Genomic DNA, 22,493 nt, shown 5'->3' on the forward strand with positions numbered 1-22,493 from the left:
TTATCCCAAGTATTTTTTAAGCGTATTCGTTAATTCTGCAATATTGATCGGCTTAGTCAGATAGTCATTAAAACCGGCGTTTTTCCCTCTCCGAACTTCACAGTCCATGGCGCTTGCCGTCAAAGCGATAACAGGGGCATTGTTTGGAGGAGCCTGAGTCTCTAACTTATGTAGTATTGTGTAGCCGTTCATATCCGGCAGATTGATATCGAGAAGAATGAGGTCTGGTTGACAGGTTCTTGCGAGGTTCAACCCTTCTTCGGCGGTGGTCGCCGAAATCAGAGAAAAATCGGGTTGCCGCTGGACAATTCTTTCGACAAGCTTCAAGTTCGCCGGATTATCCTCAATATAAAGAATGGACTTGGTGTTGGTGACTTTTTGCTTGCCAGATTGAATTTTGCTTTGACCGGAATCGATTGAAGGCTTGGCGTTAGTGCTCATATGCCCTTGTTCAACTGGCAGGCGGATCCAGAATGTAGAGCCTTCGTCAACGGCACTTGTGAGCCCAATACTACCCCCCATCAACTCAACGAGCCGGTGGGTCAGCGATAGCCCTATGCCAGTACCTTCGATATGGCTAAGCTCTGCACCCAAGCGGTTGAACGGCTGGAATAATTCAGGTATTCGGAACTCTGGGATGCCAGGACCAGTGTCTGTAACCCGAATATCGACCCATGCAGTTCCGTGGGGTTTCGCCTCGATCAGGATGTTACCTTCACTTCTATTGTATTTGACGGCATTGGAGAGAAGATTCAACAACGCCTGTTTTAAGCGGGTCCAGTCGGCGGTGACCCGGAGGTTTGCACTTTTTCTGATAGAAATCTGGATACCACGTTTTTCAGCGGATAGCCTGATCAACGTGAGCGCTTCGTCAATGATTGCGCGCACGGGAATGGTCTCGAGCGAAAGGTCCAGTTTTCCCGACTCGATCCTTGCCAAGTCCAGTACTTCGTTGATGAGTGCAAGTAGGTGATTGCTCGCGGACAGGATTTCGTTGGCACTGTCCCGTTGGTCTTCATTAAGCGCTGGATCGCTCTCAAGTAGTTGGCCAAAGCCCAGGATGGCATTTAATGGCGTGCGCAATTCATGGCTCATGCTGGAGAGGAATTCGGATTTTGCCCGGTTTGCCTGGTCTGCCCTTTGTTTTTCTCGAACCAAGCTCCTGCGATTGTTGCTCTCCATGTCAATCATGCGCTGAGAGTTGATGATCACGCCATAAGTTGCGGTAAAGGGCCGTAAAAAACTGATCAGTGACTGGTTGTAACCGGAATCACGATTTGCAATGGCGAAAATTCCGACCAGGTCGGAGCCGACTAGGATTGGCACGCTGAGAAACGTCCTTATTTCGGGATGCCCTTCCGGGAGCCCGGCGAACAGTTCCACTGACTGAGTTTCGTCGACACTCACAACTTTCTTGTTTCGGATTAATTCGCCCATGACGTTATTTAGGCTGGGGAGCTCGAATCTATCTGTTCCAACCCGGCTGCACATTTCTTCCGAGGGCAAACTCCAAGGGAGGTTGGCAATGGATTGGACCCGAAGATAGGGAGCTTCCTCTTCGTCCTGAAGCACCTCGGCCAGAAAGCCAAATTCGCTGTTGGTCAGTTCCAACAGGTTCTCCAACATGGTGTCAAGGGTGGCTCGAAATTTTCCCTCACGAATGAACGTGGTGAGGGACTCATGAAGCATGTTCAACAAGCTCGCTTGGTTGGCCAGTTGCTGCTCCGCTTCATGAACTTGCGTTACGTCCTCAACAACACTTAGCATTTGTTTTGCAGTGCCGTCATCGCTTCGGACTACCGCCCCCGTCTCAAGAAGCCATCTTACCGTGCCGTCGGGCCATACCGCTCGATGCTCAACCCGATAGGGCTCGTCATATTCAATCGCGGCTGCTATTCCAGCCTCAACTTTTGTGCGGTCGTCGGGATGAACAGCGGCCATAAAGTTTGCATAGGATGTTTCCAAGCCTCCTTCAGGATAACCGAAAAGTACTGGGATGATTTCTGTCCAGATCATTTCGTTTGTTTCAAGGTTCCACTCCCAAGTACCAATGTTTGCAAACGCTTGGGCCTTATAAAGCCGCTTCCGATCCCGCTCCTGATCGAACTCGGAGAACCAGCGGGCCAAGGAATGGGAAATGACACTGGCAAGTATATCGATCAAACCCTGATCGCAGAAGGTGTCGGCCAGGGTGCCCTGCCGTGTAACGAGTTTCAGTGACCCGAGCTCTGTCTGGTCGGCCCAGAGCGGAACTTCAATCTTTTGGCTGTCACCCACTTGACTTTCGCTTTCAGCTGTATCGAAGTTCGTGATCGAAAGGGACGTATTATGAACGGAGTTGCCGATAAGTTGTCGCCAGATTGCAACAAGGGAATGATTGTGGCAAAGCTTTATGGCTACATGATGAATGCCAAGAAACCCGCAAAGGGGTTGCAGTGCGGACTGGAGTGTTTCCGGGGCACTTGCCCAGTGGCCGGAAAGAGCGTGGGCGCTGGCCTCACTGACCAGTCTTGCAAGCTGGCCGTGCCGTTTTACTCGGTGTTCAGCTGTTTTAACTTGGGAGATATTTTTGCGAATAGCAATATACTTGTACGGGCGCTGTCTACTGTCCAAAAATGGAACGATCGTTGATGAGACCCAATAGAGACTGCCGTCCTTAGCGCGATTGCAGATCTCACCCTTCCATATATCGCCTTGGGATATCGTTTTCCACATGTCTCGGTAAAAATCGGGTGAATGACAGCCGGATTTTAGAAGGCGGTGACTCTGGCCGAGCAGTTCGGTCTCGGAATATTGGCTGGTGTTACAAAAACGTCGGTTAACTTCGGTAATTTTCCCTGTGCTGTCAGCCATACTGACGATGGCGTGATGGTTCAGTGCAAAGTGTTCCTGTTCTCGTTTGTGCAGGACGTCATAGAATCGTCCACCCGATGTTGCTCGCCCGATCTGTTGATGTGTCAACTCATGAATAAGCCGGGGCACCTCGGCATAAGTTGCGTAGTGGATGTTGGTTCCAGTCAGGCTCAGGAAGTCCCTAGCGTCGCTATTGGTAATGTCGTCGGTCGTGAAAATAACGGGTATACCCGAGCTATCCGGAAAAAAACGGAGCAGTTTAGAAAACTCACGATAGCTCATTAGGGCGCTGTAATGGCTTATAACGATGACATCAGAATCGCGCTTTCTGAGCAAGTCGAAAGCTGCCTGAATAGAGCCTGCTTGCAATGACTCAATAGACCGGGTCGCCAGATGTTCCCGGATTACCTCATAGATTGCTTGCCGGTCCTCAACAATCAGGGCGGTTCTGGCCATCAGTGAGTGAGATATGCCTAGCTCCTGACAGGTACTGGCCAGCATTCGGGATGTGAGCGGTTTAACCAGAAAGCGTCTGGCTCCCACTGCCATTACTTCACTGGCTAATTCGGTTGTCATAGATTTTCCGACAACTATGATCTGGGTGCCGGCCATTTCGCCATTGGCGTGTAGTTGGGTTATTACATCTATCAAGCGCAGTGCTTCAGAACCGTCGGCATCAATAAGCCAGATATCGGGTGGCTCAGTCGCTTCGACGGGAGCCGTTATCGATGAGAACCGACAGTTGAAATCTGAGGAAAGCAGGGTGTCCTGCTGCCGTTGCAACCAGCTTTCCGTTTCTTTATTCCCGACAATCCTGATGTCAATCATTTGGCTAACCATCAGGCACTGTTGCGCCCTCTCAGCCGGGAAACCAATCCATCAACTTCACCAATCTGTCGCTTTAATTCGTGCATGGATTCCTGAGCCTCTTTGACCACCTTTATTGCCGTTTCACCCAAGTCATTAATGCTGACAATTTTTCCAGAGATTTCGCCGGAGGCGTTGTGTTGTTGCTCTGCCGCAACCGATGTGCCGTCACAGGCTTCGGAGATACGCTCTATAAAGGTTACTAGCTCCGACAAGGTGTGCTCGGAACTGATGGCATTATCGACTGTCTTTTGTGCATAGCTACCACAAAGCCCCATGGCCTGGGTTGCATTGGAAACAGTCTCGTGAAAGCGGCCGAGGGTGGCATTGATCTGTTCAGTCGTCGTTTTGGTTCGCAATGCAAGGCTGCGAACTTCGTCTGCGACTACGGCAAAGCCTCGGCCTGCATCCCCGGCCCTGGCCGCTTCAATCGACGCATTGAGAGCCAGAAGGTTGGTTTGTTCAGTGATGTCACCGATTATACTCAGCGCCTGACTAACCCCCTTGCTGGCTTCGGTAAGTTGCCCGACAGCATGCGATGCCTGGTTAAGCTCCTTGGATAGGGCATCCATACTGTGGCGGGTTTCCCGAGTCAGATCCTGTCCGCTGGCGACGCGCTCGCTGGCCAGTCGAACTTGCTCGAGCATACCGGTTGCATTGCTGGCAACCTCTTTAGATGTGGCAGACATCTGCTCGCTTGCTGAGGCAATGGTATCGGTTGCTGTAGCCTGTTCTTGAACCGCAGAATGAGCATCGTTACTCCGGGAAATAGTGTTCTCAGCACCGCGGTTAAGCTTGCCGATAACGTCGTCCATGCGTTTAACAACGGCATCGAGCTCGGCGCGCTGCTGGGTAATCACCAGGTCAAGACTGCCGATATCGTCTACACGACCTGTAAAGATTTTCTCGGCTACCGTATCGTTAATCATGCCCCTGGCTCTTTGAACACATCTCTTCAGTGGGCTGGTAAAGCCGCTAATGGTGGCTGTACTGACAACTAAGGCGGCAACCCATACACCAAAGGCGGAGTACCAGGCTTCCATGAAATACTGGGCAGCTCCTGCGCCACCCATAATGACAGCCATGGCGAGAATCAGTTTAAGTTGCAGAGGCATTGCTCTGCGGAGCTTTGGCGGCTCAACGGGGCCTTTGGTGGCCTGAGTTTTGCTCAAGGTGGCATAAAGTTTTTCTGCGCGTGCCTCGGCCGCAGGTGAGAGATGCGAGCGTATGGATTGCAGTTCAAGAAGCTCGCCATTCTTCCCGGTAACGGGTGTCGCATAGGCCTGGACCCAGTAGTGATCGCCGTTCTTGCACCGGTTTTTAACCGCACCAAACCAGGTGTTCCCTGATTTTAACCGGCGCCACATTTCTTCATAAGCTGCCCTGGGCATATCGGGGTGGCGAATGATGTTGTGCGGTTGCCCAATCAATTCTTCCCGTGAGAACCCACTGATACCGATAAATTCTTCGTTAATGTGGGTAATTTGCCCTTTAGGGTTGGTGGTAGAAAGGATACTTGCGTCAGAATGGACCGGCACATTTCGATTGGATAAGGGGTGGTTCACGCGCACGTTGGCATTTCTCTTTGAGTGGGGCTTGAAAAAATATTGTTAGATTCATCTAAGAAGATATTAATGCATTAGTTCTATTATTTCAGGGCGTAAAAGTATTTTCTGGACGAGCCTGGTTTTGTATTAAATATCTTATAGCTATGATTTTTATGACAAAATTTTATTTGATTTCGAGATTTTTTGTTGCTTCTTGGGTGTTTTTTTTGCAGAATTTGGATAAGGGCATGTTGTTTTTTGCAGAATTTGGATAAACGGTTTCAAAAGATATTTAGGTGCTATATCGTAAGTTCTCTCAAATCTACCCGCTAGCCCTCAGTCGATTTGCGACACTTTTTTTGAATCCCGCTCCAGATCCATGCTCTATGGCAATAGTGCTTTCAGCTTCTCCAGCGTGTCAGCCTTGACAGGGAGTAACACGTTGCACTGGAGCTGGGGCCCTGCGAGGTATCCGCAAGCAGCCACGCTTTTCGACCCAGTGCGAATGGACGGATGGCATTTTCGTCCAGCAACCAGTTGATCGGCTCCCGCATCAGACACTTGCTCCTGTTGTAGACAGTCTTCAGCCGGGGCCAGCTTCCGGCACCAGCAAACAAATTGATGATAGATCAGTGACTGTTACTTGCAGTAAGCACTGCCTGACACGCCGTGTTTGCCATTCAGTAATATACTGCTGTCAGACCTGTGCTCGTTCGGTTGGAGTCATGCTGATTCCTCATGGAGTTGATGAGGAAGTCAATGTGTGCAGTTGGCGTGCCGAGATGTAGGTGCTAATTTACTGGCGCATACGGGATATCAGGGAGGTTCTGATTGCAGGACCAGCAATGCATTAGTACGCAAGTGTTCGATTGTCGCACTTTGTCAGAGGCCTCATGTGCCAGGGCACTCCCCAATGATTAGTGGGAAAATAATCTCAGCTTTGCACCAGATCATTTTCTGTACACTCATCCAGCTCAAACGAGACACCTAAACCCCGGCAACACCGAGGCTTCAGGGGCGCTGATTATTGTTCAGGGCTGGTGCTCGCGGCCATCTCCGGAAGGGTACAAATAGCGGTGAATGGCTCGCCCGGATGGCTGCCCGGCGGACGAGCCGCCAAGGCTTCCACCGTCGGTGTTAAAGAACCTGGAGGCATGAAGTAAACACACACCGGCACAGATTGAGGGGACGAGTGTGGCCTATGCTCGAACGCCAAGCGAATAATAAGTGTGTCCCGCTTGACGTGTGATTAGCCGGTGCCTAGGTAATACGTTTAAGCCTCGCCTTTTTCCAATTCCCGCCTGTTGTCCCTGGCGGTAAAGGCCCAACCAACGGCTGCCAGTAACATCAAACCTGTGATGATTGGCGAGACATCACCGAAACTGACCACTGCGCCAATGACAGAAGCTATGGACAGCACCGCCGAGATCTTCCAGGAGTAAACACTGGTGCCACTCCCTCTTTCAGACATGCTCATGTTTTGCCTCCGAGAAAAGTCTTTACTATAGCCGGTTCGCAGCCACTAGGCGCGGTTCTTTGGCATAACAAAAAACGGCCATCACGGAAAAGACGTGACAGCCGTATGACTAGCGTTTGAATAGCTTGAAACGCTTGAATAGAAGCGTGAGCTTAATCCGTAAGCTCTGTAACCTTTGCAGTCTCTACGACTTCTGCCACTTCTGTAAGCTCTGAAAGGCATGCCTTGACAATCGCCAGGCCTTCGTTGAGCACTTCATCTTCAATGGTGACTGGCATCAGGAAACGAAGCGTGTTGCCGTAAAAACCACAAGCAATCAGAATCAATCCCTTCTCGCGCGCTAGCTTGCACATGGCAGCCGTCAGTTCTGCGTTTGGTTTATGGTCTGCTGTCAACAGATCGAAGGCCGCCATGGAACCCAGATGACGTACATTCTCAACGCAGGCAAAACGCTCTTGCCATTGGGAAAAGTGCTGCATTAGTTTTTCACCGAGAGCGATGCTCCTCTCAAGGATTTTTTCCTCTTCAAACACTTCAAGTACTGCTAATACAGCTGCGCAGGATGCGGGGCTGCCAGAGTAGGTTCCGCCCAGCGAGTTCGGGCCAGAGGCATCCATATACTTGTCAGTACCCACAATCGCAGAGAAAGGCATGCCGGCTGCCATGCTTTTTGCCATAGTTATCAGATCAGGCTGTACGCCACTGTGTTCGATGGCGAACATTTTACCGGTACGGCCAAAGCCGGACTGAACTTCATCGACGATCATTAGCATGCCGTGCTCATCGCAGATGTCACGAATCGCTTTGAGAAAGCTCGCTGGCGCGGGGTGGAAGCCACCTTCGCCGAGAACCGGCTCAATAACGATCGCGGCTGTGTCGCGCGGGTTAGCATCGGTCTTGAGCGTCGTGTGCAATCTGCGAATAGCTTCTTCCTCGCTGACGCCAAGAGATGGCACCGGGTAGGGCGCACGGAACACGTTACCGGGCATGGTGCCAAAATCGCCGGCATAGGGTGCAACTTTACCGTTCATTGCCATCGTAAAAAGCGTACGGCCGTGGTAACCGCCGTCAAAGCAGATAACGTTGTTTTTACCGGTCGCTGCCCGCGCAATTTTGACCGCATTCTCCAGAGCTTCTGCACCGGAGTTCACCAGCATAACTTTGCCGTGGCCGCGCACTGGAGCCAGCTGGTTCAGTTTCTCAGCAAAGTTGATATACCCTGCATAGGGAATTACGATCTGATACGTGTGCATCAACTTTGCTACCCGGGCGTGTACCGCCGCCACAACTTTCGGGTGGCAATGGCCAGTGTTCAACATCTCGATACCACCGGCGAAGTCGACAATGCGATTGCCATCCTCATCTCAAATCACAGGATTCTCTGCACGATCCGCAAAGTGTGTGGCGGGGCTGGCCGCGCCGTTAGCGACGTATTTGTTTTTCAGTTCATTCAACTGCGCGTTGTTCATCAACTTTCCCTTATTAGTCGGCAGCGGTGCTTAAAGACCGCCTACACACACGTATTTCAGCTCCGTAAACTCGTCTAGCCCGTGACGGGAACCTTCACGCCCAAGCCCAGACTCTTTTACTCCGCCGAAAGGCGCCAGCTCCGTTGAAAGAATACCTTCGTTCACGGCCACCATGCCGTACTCCAGTCCTTCCATAACGTGCCAGATACGCCGGTAATCTTTTGCGTAAAAGTAAGCGGCCAGACCAGAGTTTGTGGCATTGGCCATAGCAATGGCCTGTTCGTCGGTGTCAAAGCGGAATACCGGTGCTAGCGGACCAAAGGTCTCTTCCTGGGCCACACGCATGTCACTGGTGGCATCTGCAATGATGCTCGGCTCAAAGAAGGTTCCGCCCAGGGCATGTGCTTTGCCGCCGCATATCAAACGCGCGCCCTTTTCCAGTGCATCAGCAATATGTGCTTCGATTTTCTCGACCGCGGCCTGGTTGATCAGCGGCCCTTGCAACACACCTGCGTCTAATCCATTGCCAACTTTTAGCTGCTTGACGCGTGCTGCAAGCTTTTCGATGAAGACATCATAAACACCGGACTGGACCAGAAAACGGTTGGTACAGACACAAGTCTGTCCGGAATTTCTGTACTTTGAAGCGATGGCACCTTCTACCGCAGCATCAAGGTCGGCATCATCAAACACGATGAATGGTGCGTTGCCACCCAATTCCATAGACGCTTTTTTAACGGTACCCGCGCACTGGGCGAGTAGCTTTTTGCCAACCGCCGTAGAACCTGTGAACGAAAATTTGCGTACCCGGGGGTCGGTGGTCAATACATCGCCCACGGCAGCCGGCTGGCTGGCCGTGATCACGTTAATGACGCCGGCAGGAAGCCCGGCAAGTTCCGCTAAGCGAACAAGCGCCAAAGCTGTTAGGGGTGTCGCTTCTGCGGGTTTGATCACGACCGTGCAGCCTGCGGCCAACGCCGGAGCACATTTGCGGGTAATCATTGCCAGTGGAAAGTTCCAGGGCGTTACCGCCGCGACCACGCCGATTGATTCGCGAAACACCAGAATACGCTTATCAACACCGTGGCTTTGCAAGGTTTCGCCGGCCATACGCTTTGCTTCTTCAGCGTAGAATTCCACGAAGGAGGCCCCATAGGCAACCTCACCTCGTGACTCTGCAATTGGCTTACCTTGCTCCAAAGTCATCAGCCGAGCGAGGTCTTCCTGGTGAGCCATGATGGCTTCAAACCAAGCGCGCAACAGGTTCGCCCGTTCTTTGGCTGTTCGCCGCTTCCAGTTCGGCCAGGCGGCTTCTGCCGCTGCTACGGCTTCCAGCGTTTCTTCACGGCCTAAATCGGGTACTTCCGCCAATACTTTGCCATTGGCTGGGTTTGTAACAGAAAAATGCGTCTTCGCATTGCGCCACTCACCGCCAATAAAGGCCTTTGTTATCAGAATATCGGGCAACGTCTCCATGGTCTTTTCCTTTGTCTTTATTCAAGCGGGCAAACGCTTTAGGCGCTAAACCACGCCCTTTGTTTTTAGTGCTTCTATCTCGCTGGCGGACTTTTGCAGCACACGCTCAAGCACTGCGTCAGTGTCTTCCCCCAGCGCCGGCGGCGCTTTGTGGTATTCAAGCGTCGTTTTCGAGTACTTGATCGGATTGGCCACCCCTTTCACCGGGCCATGAGCGGAATCAAGTGTCACCTGCATTCCGCGTGCCTGAACCTGGGGATCATCGAATACTTGAGCAATATCCTGAATCGGGCCGCAGGGTACGCCAATCTCGTTGAGAAGCACTGTCCACTGCTTGAGCGTGCGTGTTTTAGTTACATTCACCAACAGCTTGATCAGCTCAACGCGGTGTTTCACGCGCTCAGCGTTAGTCGCAAAACGCACATCTTGGGCAAGCTCGCCGAGGCCAATGGTCTCGCACCAGCGCTGAAACTGTCCGTTATTCCCGATGGCAATAATGATCTGTTGACCGTCAGCGGTGGGAAACGGCTGATAGGGCACGAGGTTGGGGTGGTAATCACCGGTGCGTACCGGGGGTTTGCCGCTGCAGAAGTAGTTTTGCGCCTGATTGGCTAACCAGCTCACTTGAACATCAAGCAGCGCTATATCGATATGCTGCCCTTCACCTGTTTGCGTTCTGTGGTACAACGCGCCCAGGATGGCAATGGTAGCATTCATGCCGGTGGTTAAATCCGCCACCGCCACACCAACGCGTTTGGGGCCGGCCCCAGGCTCACCGTCTGCGGCCCCGGTAATGCTCATTAATCCGCCCTGGGCCTGAATCAGGTAGTCGTAGCCCGGCATTTCTGCCATAGGCCCGGTATGCCCGAAGCCCGTGATCGAGCAATAGATTAAGCCTGGGTTGAGCGCCGAGAGCGTGGCGTAGTCCAATCCCTTCTTCGCAAGACCACCGCTTTTGAAGTTCTCGACCAAGATGTCACTTTGGCAAACGAGTTCGCGGATCAACTCCTGACCTTCAGGTTGACTGATATCCACCGTTAGTGAGTGTTTACCGCGATTGGCTGCGAGATAATAAGCAGACTCGCTGGTTTCGTGACCATCTTCGGCCCGGAGCCAAGGCGGCCCCCAGTGGCGCGTATCATCGCCGCTATCGGGCTTTTCGATTTTGATCACCTCGGCCCCCATGTCCGCCAGAATCTGGGTTGTCCAGGGGCCAGCCAACACGCGGCTAAGATCAAGTACGCGCAACTCTTTTAAGGGACCTGCCATGGTGCACACCTGCTGTTACAAAAATCAGAAAAAGGCTTGGAGTCCGGTTTGAGCCCGGCCCAAGATTAACGCATGTATATCGTGCGTGCCTTCGTAGGTGTTGACCGACTCCAGATTCACCATGTGGCGAATCACGCCGTATTCATCTGATACGCCGTTGCCACCGTGCATATCACGCGCTACGCGGGTAATGTCCAGCGCTTTACCACAGTTGTTGCGCTTAATAAGCGAAATCATCTCTGGCGCCCAGTTGCCGCTATCGAGAAGACGGCCCACCTGAAGTGCCGCTTGCACGCCCAGGGTGATTTCGGTTTGCATATCCGCAAGTTTTTTCTGGATCAGTTGGTTAGCGGCTAGCGGGCGACCGAATTGCTTACGATCCAGCGTGTACTGACGCGCGGCGTGCCAGCAAAACTCAGCGCTGCCCATAACGCCCCAGGCGATGCCATAGCGTGCTTTGTTCAAGCAACCGAAAGGTCCTTTCAGGCCGCTGACGTTCGGCAGTAAATTCTCTTCTGGTACAAACGCATTATCCAACACGATCTCGCCGGTAACCGATGCACGAAGAGACACTTTGCCTTCGATTTTCGGCGTGCTGAACCCTTTAGCGCTACGCTCGACAATAAAGCCTTTAATTTGGTTGTCATGGGCAGCGGATTTGGCCCATACCACCGCAATATCGGCAATCGGACTGTTGGTGATCCAGATTTTCGCGCCGGTGAGAGAATAGCCACCGTCTACTTTTACCGCACGGGTGATCATCGAGCCGGGGTCGGAACCGTGGTCTGGTTCTGTCAGACCGAAACAGCCAACAAGTTCGCCGCTGGCAAGTTTGGGTAAGTACTTGTGCTTCTGCTCTTCCGTGCCATACGCTTCGATGGGGTACATCACCAACGATGACTGCACGCTCATGGCCGAGCGGTAGCCGGAGTCAACGCGCTCGACTTCGCGCGCAATCAATCCATAAGAAACGTGATTGACGCCCGAACCACCGTATTCCGGTGATACCGTTGCACCCAACAAGCCGAGTTCACCCATCTCGCTCATGATCTCGCGGTCAAAACGTTCCTCGCGAAATGCTGACAAAACTCGTGGTTTGAGTCTTTCCTGGCAGTAGTCATGGGCAGCGTCGCGAATTTGGCGCTCTTCATCAGTCAACTGTTGCTCCAGAAATAGTGGGTCGTCCCAATTAAAATGACTCATCGTCAAAACTCCTAAACAAACAATGGCGGTTAGTGGTGCTTAAAGCATCTGAACAAAATATCTACATTCTAACAAAACGTCAAAATAATTTTGATTTCGCGAAGTCCGGTTGGGCTCTTTAACGCCGGATGGAGATAACGCCCTCGGGTGTAAAGTCACCAAAATCAGGGATAGACTGTCTATTGAAGCGATTTATTCGAACGTCTGAATGATGTTGGTATTTTCCAAATTCGTCGAAATTTTGCGGAATTTTTAATTCACATGGAATTACACTGAACACATGCAACGCGCTCTGGATGATTTTGCCATCCTGTTCATCACTATCCCGATTTACGTGCCAATCGTGCGCGATCTGGGTTTCGATATCACCTGCTTTGCGATGCTGTTTATTCTCAGCATGCGATCAGCATATTTAAGGCTCCCTTTTGGCTACAATCTCTTCTACATGCGATCGCTGGCGCAAAAATCCATCACCATTGTGGAGTATTTATTACTCGGCGCTGCCTTACATTGGTTTTCAGCTTGTTGGCTTTGCACTGGTTGTCGCTTTTTCGGCCATTGCGCTGTTGCTATCCCGTTTGTTGTCTTAACAAACGCATCGCCTGTTTTACAGGCTGATACATATTAAAAGGGGGGGAGAACGATATCGTTCTCCCCCCCTTTTAATATGTATCAGCCGCTATTTCAAACTTCTGTTTTTAGGCAATGCCTTGTTGCTTCATGACGGCTGTAATAATCGGTACAGGCGTCATCAGGTGTTCGCGCATCATCGTTTCGGCCTCTTCTTTGCGGCGTGCAAGAGTAACCTCCACAAGCGCAGCGTGCTCCTGGCGTTTTTTTTCTAAAGCTTCGCTGGAAAAAACGGTTTCTTTGAGCCAGACATGGCGATAGCGCTGAACTTTATCAAAAAGCCCGTCGCGCACTTTCATTAGCTGAGGAGAACGGCAGCCACAAACCAGAGCGATATGAAACTGGCTATGGCGGGCATCCCATACTTCCAACAGTGAGCCGGGGATATGGGTTTCGCTCACTTTAGCGAGCTGATAGTTTCGGGCCAGTATCTCCGCTTCCCAGTTGTCATCGCCCCGTTCAATCGCCAGGCCAAGCATCATGGCTTCAAGTTCTGCACGCGCATCGTAAATATCATGCAATTCTGCAAGCGACATAGGAGAAACGCGATAGCCTCTCTGGCTGATAGCTACGACTAATTGCTCGGCTACCAATTGCGATAGGGCTTCGCGTAATGGCCCGATACCGAGGTCATAACGCTCCTTCAAGATGCTCATACGCAGCTTCTCGTCGGGGCGAAACTGACCCTTGATAATGTCATTCTTTAGCAACTTGTATGCGCGGACACCGAGGTTCTCTCTGATATCCGCCAGCTCTTCTTGGCGCGTGTTCGGATTCATGATTGATTCATGGTTAGCAGATTCGAAAAATTGTCTTTAAACCATAACATAATTCGGTTGAAAACAATGGAGTGGGCTCACCGGTCCAGCAGTTCCACCCAATGCTGTACTGGCACATGGGCCTTGCTTTCAAGATGCAGCTGGCAGCCAATGTTAGCGGTGACTATGCGGTCAGGTTGGTCCAGAGTGAGCGCCTCGAGTTTGTTCTTCAACAGCTTCTGGCTCATTTTCGGCTGCATGATCGAGTAGGTGCCTGCGGAACCACAGCACAGGTGCTTGTCTTTAGTTTTGGCCAGGTTAAATCCGACTTTGGTTAACACCTGTTCTACCAAGCCATTTTTTTGCATCGCGTGCTGCAGGGTGCAGGGGCAGTGGAAGGCTATTTTGTCGGTGGATGCCTGCAGATCGAGTTTGCTGAGGTCTTCGGCTAGCAATACTTCACTGATGTCTTTCATCAGTTCACTGACACGCTTTGCTTTTTGGGCGTATACCGGGTCGTCGCGAAGCAGATGGCCGTAGTCTTGCACCATGGCGCCACAGCCAGAGGCGGTCATTACAATGGCCTCGGCGCCGGCTTCGATGGAGGGCCACCAGGCGTCGATGTTGTTGCGCATGAAGTTCAAACCCTCCTCATGGGCCGACAGGTGATAACTCACGGCACCGCAACATCCGGCTTTCGGAGCCTCTATCAGAGTAATTCCAAACTTGTCGAGCACCCGCGCCGTTGACGCATTGGTCGTGGGAGCAGCAGAGGATTGCGCGCAACCGGCTAGCCCCATCATCACCCGGGGGTGGCTGGCCGTGGGCCAGGGTGAGGCTTTGCGTCGCGGTGGCACCTTGGCTTTAAGGACCTCTGGAAGTAGGGGCCTGAACGTTTGCCCAAGCAGCAATAGCGGCCCGAATCGGCTGCTGTACGGCAGTATTTTACGCAATGCCAGGCGCATTAATCTCTCGTTACGTGGTCGTTCAAGCTTTTCTTCAATCACGCCACGGCCAATGTCTACCAGGCGGCCGTATTGAACACCGGAGGGGCAGGTGGTTTCGCAGGCGCGGCAGGTCAAGCAGCGGTCCAGGTGGTCTCGGGTTTTGCTGGTAACTTCAGCACCTTCTAGCAGTTCTTTAATCAGGTAGATGCGACCCCGAGGGCCGTCACGCTCGTCATTGAGCTCCTGGTAGGTCGGGCAGGTTGCGGTGCAAAAACCGCAATGAACGCACGCCTGCAATATGGATTCAGCTTCCAGGCCTTCCGCAGTGTTCTTAAATTCAGCAACAAGGTTGGTCTTCATAAAGCACCTGCTAGGTTACAACCAGCTGTAGAGCCGCCCGGGATTGAAAAGGGCGTCAGGATCAAAGGAATGTTTCAGTCGTTTCTGGATGGTTTGCAGGGCGGGCTGCTGGTGGTGCATGACTTCGCCGGTGCGGTTACCGCCGCGATACAGGCTGACCTGTCCGCCGGCTTTCTCGGCAAGGGCTTCCATGGTCGCCATTTCGCTATCGCCTCGGTACCAGCGTTGGGAGCCAGCCCAGTCCAGAAGCCAGGGGCCTTTTAGCGGCGGCGTTGCCGCACTAGAGTTTATGGAAAAGCGCCACAGCGGCTGCTCGCCTGCAAAGAAGTCTAGCTGCTGATTGCGCAATTGCCGCCAGAAGGTGTCGCCGTCGGTCATTACCGGTATATCCCAGTGCTTGGCCGTGGCTTCCACTGCAGAATGGGCGCCGGACAATCGCAAATACAGCGTGCCGTCAAGCCAGCAGGCGCCGGATAATGGCTTGGGCTCGGCAGCTCGAGCGTTCATAAAACGTATGGCCTCGGAGTGTTCCATTTCCCGAGACAGGGTCATGGTGATTGCTGGTCTTGGTAAAACCTTGAGGCTGATTTCTGTCATCACGCCAAGCGTGCCCATGGCGCCTGCCTGGGTGCGTGAGACGTCGTAGCCCGCGACGTTTTTCATCACCTGTCCGCCAAAACGCAGCTTTTCACCTTTACCGTTAATTAGGTTGACGCCCAGCACTTGGTCACGTACCGAGTTCCACCAGGGGCGGCCCGGGCCTGATTGGTTGCAGGCCAGGGTGCCACCGATGGTGGAGCGGTCGCCAAAGCACGGCGGTTCGAACGACAACATCTGGTTTTTCTCCGCCAGTGCGGTTTCAATTTCACTCAGCGGCGTGCCGGCGCGGACGGTTAAAACCAACTCTAACGGTTGATAGTCAACAATGCCGGTATGGCCGCCAACGTCCAGTTGCACGGCGTTGATCTTGCGACCCATAAACTGCTTGCTGCCACCGCCCACGATGGCCAGTTTATGGCCTTGGTTACGGGCTTCGCTGATCTGTTGCTGAAGGTGCTTGGTGATGTCAGGCATGCTGCACTTCCGGGGCCTGTGGTTTGGCGTTGATGGCTCGGTACTCCTGACAATTGCGCAGGGTGGGTACACCCTTGCCCGGGTTCAAGGTCCCCAGAGGATCGAATGCGCTTTTGACGGCATTGAGCTGCTCAATTTCGGGGTCAGTAAACTGCATGGGCATCTGGCGGATTTTCTCCACGCCAACGCCGTGTTCGCCGGTAATGCAGCCGCCTACTTTAACGCAGAGCTCGAGGATGTCGCTGCCGAAGGCTTCTGCACGCTCCAGTTCGCCCTCTTTGTTGGCATCGAACAGGATCAGTGGGTGCAGGTTGCCGTCACCGGCGTGGAATACGTTGGCGACGCGCAAGCCAAACCGCTTTGACATGTCTTGCATCTCGTTCAGTACCTGACCGAGGTGCGCCCTGGGAATAGTGCCGTCCATGCAGTAGTAGTCCGGAGAAATCCGGCCCATGGCAGGAAAAGCGTTCTTGCGGCCTTTCCAGAGTAGAGCCCTTTCGGCATCGTCTTTTGAGGTACGAATGGAGGTGGCGCCAAAATCCCGGAACAGGGCTTCGGCCTTTTCGATGTGCTCCTGCACTTCTTCCTTGGTACCGTCTACCTCACACAGCAGCAGGGCGGCGGCCTCTACCGGGTAGCCCGCGCCGGTAAAGGCTTCCACGGCTATGATGGCATGGCTGTCCATCATTTCCAGCCCGGCGGGGATAATGCCCTGGGCAATAATGCCGCCGACAGCCGCGCCTGCTTCATCCACTGTGCCGAATCCAGCCATAACGACTCGTGCAATTTCCTGGGTTGGCAGCAGTTTTACCTGTACTTCGGTGATGATGCCCAGCAGGCCTTCAGACCCGGTAATCAGGGCCAGTAGGTCCATGCCACAGCTGTCCAGACCATCGCTGCCGATCATCACACGCTCGCCGTCTACGGTAACCATCTCGACGCTCAGAATGTTGTGGGTGGTAAGCCCGTACTTAAGGCAATGCACACCGCCGGAGTTTTCACCCACATTGCCGCCGATGGTGCAGGCGATCTGGGAGGATGGGTCTGGACCGTAGTAGAGACCATAGTCGGCGGCGGCTTCACTGATGGCCAGGTTACGTACACCGGATTGCAGGCGGGCCGAACGCGCGAGCGGATCGATATGCAGAATGCGGTTGAACTTGGCCAGCGACAACACTACACCTCCAGCGTCGGGCATGGCGCCCGCACTCAGGCCGGTGCCTGCGCCACGGGCAACCACCGGAATTGCGAACTGGTGGCACAGGCGCATCACCTGTTGCACTTGCTCAACGGTCTCTGGCAACACCACCAGCAGCGGCATAACGCAATACATTGACAGGCCGTCACACTCGTAGGGCTTGAGCGTCTCTTCGTCGGTAATGACGAATTGTGGATCAATGAATTTCCGAAACATCTCTGCCAACTCGGTTTTTCCAGGTTTGCTGGCGGCCGTGTTTAACGGCTTGCTATCAGTGTTCATAACGCGACTCCGGCCCCGTGTGGGGCAGTCCTGTTTACGGGGCAGTTCTATTGATAATTACGTCCTGTTCACCGCAAAGTGCTGTTAACAGTTCAGTGCCGTTCAAAATGACGCGCTACGCACGATCAGAATTGAAGTGATCAATACCGGCCTGGGCACAATCCATATCCTGTTGCGGTGAACCAGAGCTCAGGCCAATGCCGCCGACCACTTCGCCATCTACCACAACAGGCAGACCGCCACCGACCACGCACAAACGCCCACCCTGCGAGGTATGAATGCCGAACACTAGGTTGCCGGGTACGCAGGCGGCGTTGTATTCGTGGGTAGCCTTGCGGGCAGCAGCGGCGGTGTAAGCCTTGTCTTGAGAAACAATGACACTGCTGATTTTGCCGCCGTCCATGCGTTCAAAAGCGATCAGGTTGCCGGATTCGTCAGTGATGGCAATGCACATCGGGATGCCGATTTCCCGGGCTTTGGCGGCGGCGCCTTCGATCAACAGGCGGGCGTCTTGCTGGTCTAGTCTTTTCAGTGTGATCATTTTACATTCTCCTTAAGCGGTTAAGTTGGCCGCTGTCTAGCGGCCTTGGTTTTCTCAGGTGCCAGCCGTCAGCCGTACACCAGGTTCGGCAGATAGGTCACAATGGCCGGGAAGACTACACACAGGAACAGACCCAGTGCCTGCAGCCCCAGGAACACCAGTGCCGACCGGAAGATGGTTGCCATCGAGATTTCCGGGGGGCACACCCCGCGGATATAGAAGAGCGCATACCCAAAGGGCGGACTCAGGAACGACATCTGCATATTCACCAGATATAACACCCCGAACCAGAGCACCACGTCTGAGCTGTCGATGCCCGGGAAGCCGAACAGACCGTCGAACGTCAGTGCTTCAACAATCGGAATAAAGATCGGCACGGCCAGCAAAAGTATACCCACCCAGTCCAGGAACATGCCCAGAACCACCAACAGCAGCATCAACAGGAACAATACAGCATACGGAGACAGGCCAATGCCAAGAATGGTTTCAGTGATAAACACCTGGCCACCTTGCAGGATGTAGAAGCCTACAAATACCGAGGCGCCAAACATGATCCATAGCACCATGGCAGAGGCTTTGGTGGTGGTAACAGACGCATCCCGCAGCGCAGCAATAGACAGTGCGCCGTGTTTCCAGGCCACAATCATGGCGCCGAATGAGCCAATACCCGCAGCTTCCACCGGTGTTGCCACACCGCCAAACAATAGGCCCAGCACCAGAAATACCAGCACCAGCGGCGCAATCAGGCTTTTCAGAAGGCGCAGTTTCTCAAGGGTAGACACCCGCTCTTCCAACGGCACCGGGGGCCCCAGTTTTGGGTTAAGCCAGCTACGGACCAGTACATAGACGATGTAGGTCGTTGCCAGCATTAAGCCCGGTATGATCGAGCCTAAGTAGAGTTCGCCTACGGATTGCTGAGCGACCACGGCATAGAGAATGGCCAGGATTGAAGGCGGTATCAGAATGCCCAGCGTACCGCCAGCCATGATTGAACCCAGTGCGATCTTCTGATCGTAACCGCGTTTTAGCATGGCAGGCAAAGCAATGATGCCCATGGTAACCACCGCGGCACCGATAACACCGACCATCGCAGCCAGAATGGTAGAGGCCAAAATAGTGGCTACCGCAAGGCCGCCACTCAGGCCGCCCATCCATTTATAGACCACACTGAACATTTCCTCGATCAGCCCGGCTCGTTCCAGCATAGAGGCCATAAAGATGAACAGAGGAATGGCCGCCAGGTCAGAGTTGGTCATCATCGGAAAGATACGGCTTGGCACAATGTTAAGCATTGCCGTGTCGCCCACCAGATACACAAACATCACGCCTAGGCCGCCGGTTACAAACGCCAGCGGCAGGCCCATCATCAGGGCAACCATCAGCGATCCAAACATTAAATAAGTCAGTGGCCCGATTTCAACGCTGGCCAGGCTCCCGGCAAGGCGGAACAGAAAAAATTCATCACTGTATGGGTCGAAAAACAGGATGTTGATCATTTCAATACAAATAACAAAGCCGATCCCGACAGTCGCCAGGATCATCAGCCAGGTGCCCAGCTTACCGATAAGAGGATTCTTTGGCGCGGGGTTGGCGTTGGCAGCTTGAGTGGACATTAAGATGCCTCCCGGCCAAGACGAATGAAGACTGAAATGTCTTTCAGCAGTTTTGAAATACCGGCCAGTAGAATCAGCACCGAGCCTAGCAGCATCACGCCCTTGACCGGCCAATACTGGATACCCCAGGTTTCAACGGTGGTTTCGCCCATGGTGTAAGAGTTGCTGAAGTAGGTCCAGGAGGTTAATACCAGCACCAACGCAAACATGAAGAAGAACATGGATGTGAAAATATCCATACCCACTCGGCCGCGCATGGGCAAGTAGTTGTAGACCACGTCTACCCGCACATGGGAACCATGCAACAGGGCAAAGCCGCCCGCTAGAAGGTATTGCATGCCCAGTAGCAGATAACTGGCCTCATGCACCCAGATGGTCGGGGTATTGAAAATGTAGCGCATGACAACTTCGAAGAAATAGAAGCACACCGCGTTAACGGTCCAGAAAGAAATGAACAGACCGGTTTTGTCACTCATCCAATCTATGGATCGAGTGAGCAGGCTCTCGTCTGAGGGCCGGTAGGCAGATGCGGAAGGATGTTCCTGGAGTTCCCCTCCAACCGGAATCTCCGGTCCTGCTGCGGGTTGTGAGTCGGTATCGCGCCAGCTACCCAGTGCAATCATTATAAGTGGCATAAACGCAAGCCAGCCCCAATACAGCCAATGGGGCATTACAAAGCCAAAGCCTTCCAGGTCAGACATAATGAACTACCTCTGGCTATAACCAGATGTTGTAATTGAAAAAAGGGAGAGCACATGCTCTCCCTGGATTGGACGCTAAGAGTGTTACTTCATGCCCTTGATGTCTTCCTCAGTGATGTAACCAACGGTGTCGTTCATCATGTAATTGAGCTGCATGTCGAAGATTTCGCGGGCGTCTTCGTTCTTGTCAGCCCAACGATACCAAACCGGGATCGCGGCACGACGGAATTCCTGCAGGTCTTCCTGGCTCAGGCGGGTGACGGTGGTACCCGCTGCCTTGAACTTTTCCATCGCCTCGATGTTGCGCTTTTGGATGGCCAGGTAGTGTTTCTGGGAATAGATACGAACTTCGTCTTCCACCATTTGCTGCAGCTTGGGATCCAGTGCGTTCCAAGCCCGCAGGTTAACGGTCAGGTCCATCAGATCAACCGGCTGGTAGACTGACATAACCCCGGGAGGCCCCATAAGGATGTACTTGGTGACCTGAGAAAAACCCAGTTCCCAATTTACTGCTGGCCCTACATAGTCAGCGGCGTCAATGGTGCCTTTCTCCAGCGCCGGGAAGATGTCTGAGCCGGGCAGGCTGACTGCCGCCACACCGAATTCAGCAAACACTTCTGCCACCATGCCGCCGGGCAGGCGCATTTTCAGGCCTTTCAGATCGGCAAGACTGTTAATCGGCTCCTTGGAGTGAATGATGTTGGCGTCGTGCTGAATCGGTCCGACATAAAAAAGGCCAAATTTCTTATAAATTTCACGGGTTTTTTCCAGCATGCCCAGGGAATAGAACATGGTGTCCCACTGGTGTGGCTGATCGGGGCCGGCCGGATACGACGACAGGAATACCGACGCTGGAATTTTGCCCGACCAATACAGAGTAAACGGGTTCATGCCCTGCAATACGCCGTTACGCACGGCGTCGAACAGGCCATTATTGTCGGCTGCAACCGCTTTGGCAGGGAAACAAGTGAACTTGAGTTCACCGCCCGTTTTCTCTTCCATGCCGTCACACCATTCTTTAAACAGGTCGTAACCGACCGTGCCAGCGTCCCAAACGGACTGGATTTTCCAGGTAGTCGCTGCCTGAACACTGCTGGCCAGCATTGTTACACTTACGGCGGCGGACACTGCGAGGGTTCTCAGGAAGCCACGGCGGCGCGCCGAGCCTTTGTTCTCGATCTTAGAGGTGATGTCAGTCATCTTAGAAACTCCAGATGCAGGATTTTGTTGTTGTTGGAACCACTCTGTAGGACGAGTGCCGATCCAATTATGTGAGGGCACAGCACTTTACAAGGTGACTTACATCCTATTTATCGTTCGAAATGGCATTCAAGTCCAGTTTTTGCTTACTGGTCAGACCAGTTTTTATAGACAGGCATGCAGGCATCAGCCATATTCCTTGATAGATGCGTTATTCGCTAACCTACACGTTTTTCATGGAGAACTGGTCCGACCAGTTAATTTGAGTGATGCAGGAAAAACCCATTCCCATGTCGCGGGCAGTTGCGCACCGCCTTGAACAATTGGTTCTCGACGGCAGTCTTGCGCCGGGGCAAATGATTCCCTCCGAACGGCAGTTGGCAAGCCGCTTTGGGGTTTCTCGCGCCATCGTTCGGGAAGCCCTTCATGAGCTTCAGGGTAGCGGCATCATTCGAACACAGCATGGTAAAGGTTCCTTCGTGTCGCACATGGTGCCTGAGCCCGAGGGGGACAGCCCCTTGATGCAGATGTTCATGCAGCATTCCCGCACCCTTTATGATCTGTTCGAGGTACGACAGGAACTGGAGGGGAAGGCCGCGTATCTGGCGGCAGAGCGCGCTACAGCAAAAGACCAGTATCAAATTACCAAAGCCTTCGACGCAATGGAGAAAGCCGACCCGCTCACCAATGCAGACCTTGATCATGCCTTTCATCGGGCCATTGTGAACGCTTGCCATAACCCGGTGCTGATTCACGTGCTCAACAGCTTGAAAGACCTTATGTTGAGCTCGGTGCAGGCGTCGGTGGCCAATCTTAGCCACCGGGATGCATTCAAGCAGCAGATCGACAAACATCACCGCCAGATCTACCATTCGGTCATCAGCCGGCAAGCCAAGTGGGCCCAAAAAGCCGCTATGGCGCATGTGGCTCATGTTGCCGAAGCGCTCAGAGCCATTGAAATGAAGGAGAATGGTTTGATCCGGTCTTCTATCACGCCACCCACCGCTCGTTAATTCTGATATTCCTGG

The 22,493-nt window shown here is 53.1% G+C and carries 16 protein-coding genes and 1 pseudogene; 2 read left to right on the forward strand and 15 right to left on the reverse strand.

The features are described from left to right. From ABA45_RS18195 to ABA45_RS01505, 7 genes and pseudogenes are all read right to left on the reverse strand, one after another. Nucleotides 1-3,681 (reverse strand): response regulator, encoded by a 3,681-nt coding sequence (locus ABA45_RS18195; RefSeq protein WP_198147018.1) that lies wholly within the window; start codon nucleotides 3,679-3,681, stop codon nucleotides 1-3. Between the two features lie 11 nt (nucleotides 3,682-3,692). After that, nucleotides 3,693-5,291, reverse strand: coding sequence for a methyl-accepting chemotaxis protein (locus tag ABA45_RS01480; RefSeq protein WP_048383889.1), 1,599 nt, complete (start codon nucleotides 5,289-5,291; stop codon nucleotides 3,693-3,695). A gap of 1,249 nt (nucleotides 5,292-6,540) precedes the next feature. After that, entirely contained in the window at nucleotides 6,541-6,744 is a 204-nt protein-coding gene (locus ABA45_RS01485) for a hypothetical protein (RefSeq protein WP_048383891.1), read from the reverse strand. A 152-nt stretch (nucleotides 6,745-6,896) separates the two neighbouring features. After that, a pseudogene (locus tag ABA45_RS01490) lies at nucleotides 6,897-8,213 on the reverse strand (aspartate aminotransferase family protein). Between the two features lie 30 nt (nucleotides 8,214-8,243). After that, entirely contained in the window at nucleotides 8,244-9,689 is a 1,446-nt protein-coding gene (locus tag ABA45_RS01495; RefSeq protein ID WP_048383893.1) for an NAD-dependent succinate-semialdehyde dehydrogenase, read from the reverse strand. Nucleotides 9,690-9,734: 45 nt separating this feature from the next. Beyond that, on the reverse strand, nucleotides 9,735-10,958 hold the full coding sequence (locus tag ABA45_RS01500) for a CaiB/BaiF CoA transferase family protein (RefSeq protein ID WP_048383894.1): 1,224 nt from the start codon (nucleotides 10,956-10,958) through the stop codon (nucleotides 9,735-9,737). Nucleotides 10,959-10,982: 24 nt separating this feature from the next. Further along, nucleotides 10,983-12,161, reverse strand: a complete 1,179-nt coding sequence (locus ABA45_RS01505; RefSeq protein WP_048383895.1) for an acyl-CoA dehydrogenase — start codon at nucleotides 12,159-12,161, stop codon at nucleotides 10,983-10,985. A 280-nt stretch (nucleotides 12,162-12,441) separates the two neighbouring features. Between ABA45_RS01505 and ABA45_RS01510 the strand changes: the two genes are divergently transcribed. Further along, nucleotides 12,442-12,789: a TRAP transporter large permease subunit gene (locus ABA45_RS01510; RefSeq protein WP_048383896.1), complete on the forward strand. Its 348-nt coding sequence runs from the start codon at nucleotides 12,442-12,444 to the stop codon at nucleotides 12,787-12,789. A gap of 70 nt (nucleotides 12,790-12,859) precedes the next feature. Here ABA45_RS01510 and csiR read toward each other — a convergent pair whose 3' ends face one another. The 8 genes from csiR to dctP all read right to left on the reverse strand — a co-directional run bounded on the left by csiR (nucleotide 12,860) and on the right by dctP (nucleotide 21,465). Beyond that, on the reverse strand, nucleotides 12,860-13,570 hold the full coding sequence (gene csiR, locus ABA45_RS01515) for a DNA-binding transcriptional regulator CsiR (RefSeq protein WP_084708246.1): 711 nt from the start codon (nucleotides 13,568-13,570) through the stop codon (nucleotides 12,860-12,862). A 77-nt stretch (nucleotides 13,571-13,647) separates the two neighbouring features. After that, nucleotides 13,648-14,856 carry a glycolate oxidase subunit GlcF gene (gene glcF / locus ABA45_RS01520; RefSeq protein WP_048383897.1) on the reverse strand — a complete coding sequence of 403 codons (1,209 nt, stop codon included), beginning with the start codon at nucleotides 14,854-14,856 and terminating at the stop codon, nucleotides 13,648-13,650. A 15-nt stretch (nucleotides 14,857-14,871) separates the two neighbouring features. Then, the gene (glcE, locus tag ABA45_RS01525; protein WP_048383898.1) at nucleotides 14,872-15,930 is read right to left on the reverse strand and encodes a glycolate oxidase subunit GlcE; all 1,059 of its coding nucleotides are present in this window, start codon (nucleotides 15,928-15,930) and stop codon (nucleotides 14,872-14,874) included. Next, complete coding sequence (locus tag ABA45_RS01530) at nucleotides 15,923-17,410, reverse strand: FAD-linked oxidase C-terminal domain-containing protein (RefSeq protein ID WP_048383905.1); 1,488 nt, start codon at nucleotides 17,408-17,410, stop codon at nucleotides 15,923-15,925. Before ABA45_RS01530 ends, glcE begins: the two co-directional genes overlap by 8 nt. A 115-nt stretch (nucleotides 17,411-17,525) precedes the next feature. After that, the gene (locus tag ABA45_RS01535; RefSeq protein ID WP_048383907.1) at nucleotides 17,526-17,951 is read right to left on the reverse strand and encodes a GlcG/HbpS family heme-binding protein; all 426 of its coding nucleotides are present in this window, start codon (nucleotides 17,949-17,951) and stop codon (nucleotides 17,526-17,528) included. A gap of 68 nt (nucleotides 17,952-18,019) precedes the next feature. Next, nucleotides 18,020-19,564, reverse strand: coding sequence for a TRAP transporter large permease (locus ABA45_RS01540; protein WP_048383913.1), 1,545 nt, complete (start codon nucleotides 19,562-19,564; stop codon nucleotides 18,020-18,022). After that, nucleotides 19,564-20,265, reverse strand: a complete 702-nt coding sequence (locus tag ABA45_RS01545; RefSeq protein WP_048383915.1) for a TRAP transporter small permease subunit — start codon at nucleotides 20,263-20,265, stop codon at nucleotides 19,564-19,566. The genes ABA45_RS01540 and ABA45_RS01545 overlap by 1 nt, the downstream gene beginning before the upstream one ends. Nucleotides 20,266-20,349: 84 nt before the next feature. Then, nucleotides 20,350-21,465: a TRAP transporter substrate-binding protein DctP gene (gene dctP / locus ABA45_RS01550; protein ID WP_048383917.1), complete on the reverse strand. Its 1,116-nt coding sequence runs from the start codon at nucleotides 21,463-21,465 to the stop codon at nucleotides 20,350-20,352. A gap of 290 nt (nucleotides 21,466-21,755) precedes the next feature. On the opposite strand from dctP, the gene ABA45_RS01555 reads away from it, so the two are divergent. Further along, a complete protein-coding gene (locus ABA45_RS01555) occupies nucleotides 21,756-22,478 on the forward strand; it encodes an FCD domain-containing protein (RefSeq protein ID WP_227506098.1) in 723 nt (240 codons plus the stop codon). The last annotated feature ends 15 nt before the right edge of the window (nucleotides 22,479-22,493 follow it).

This window comes from Marinobacter psychrophilus (assembly GCF_001043175.1).
In the GTDB taxonomy this organism is placed as follows: domain Bacteria; phylum Pseudomonadota; class Gammaproteobacteria; order Pseudomonadales; family Oleiphilaceae; genus Marinobacter; species Marinobacter psychrophilus.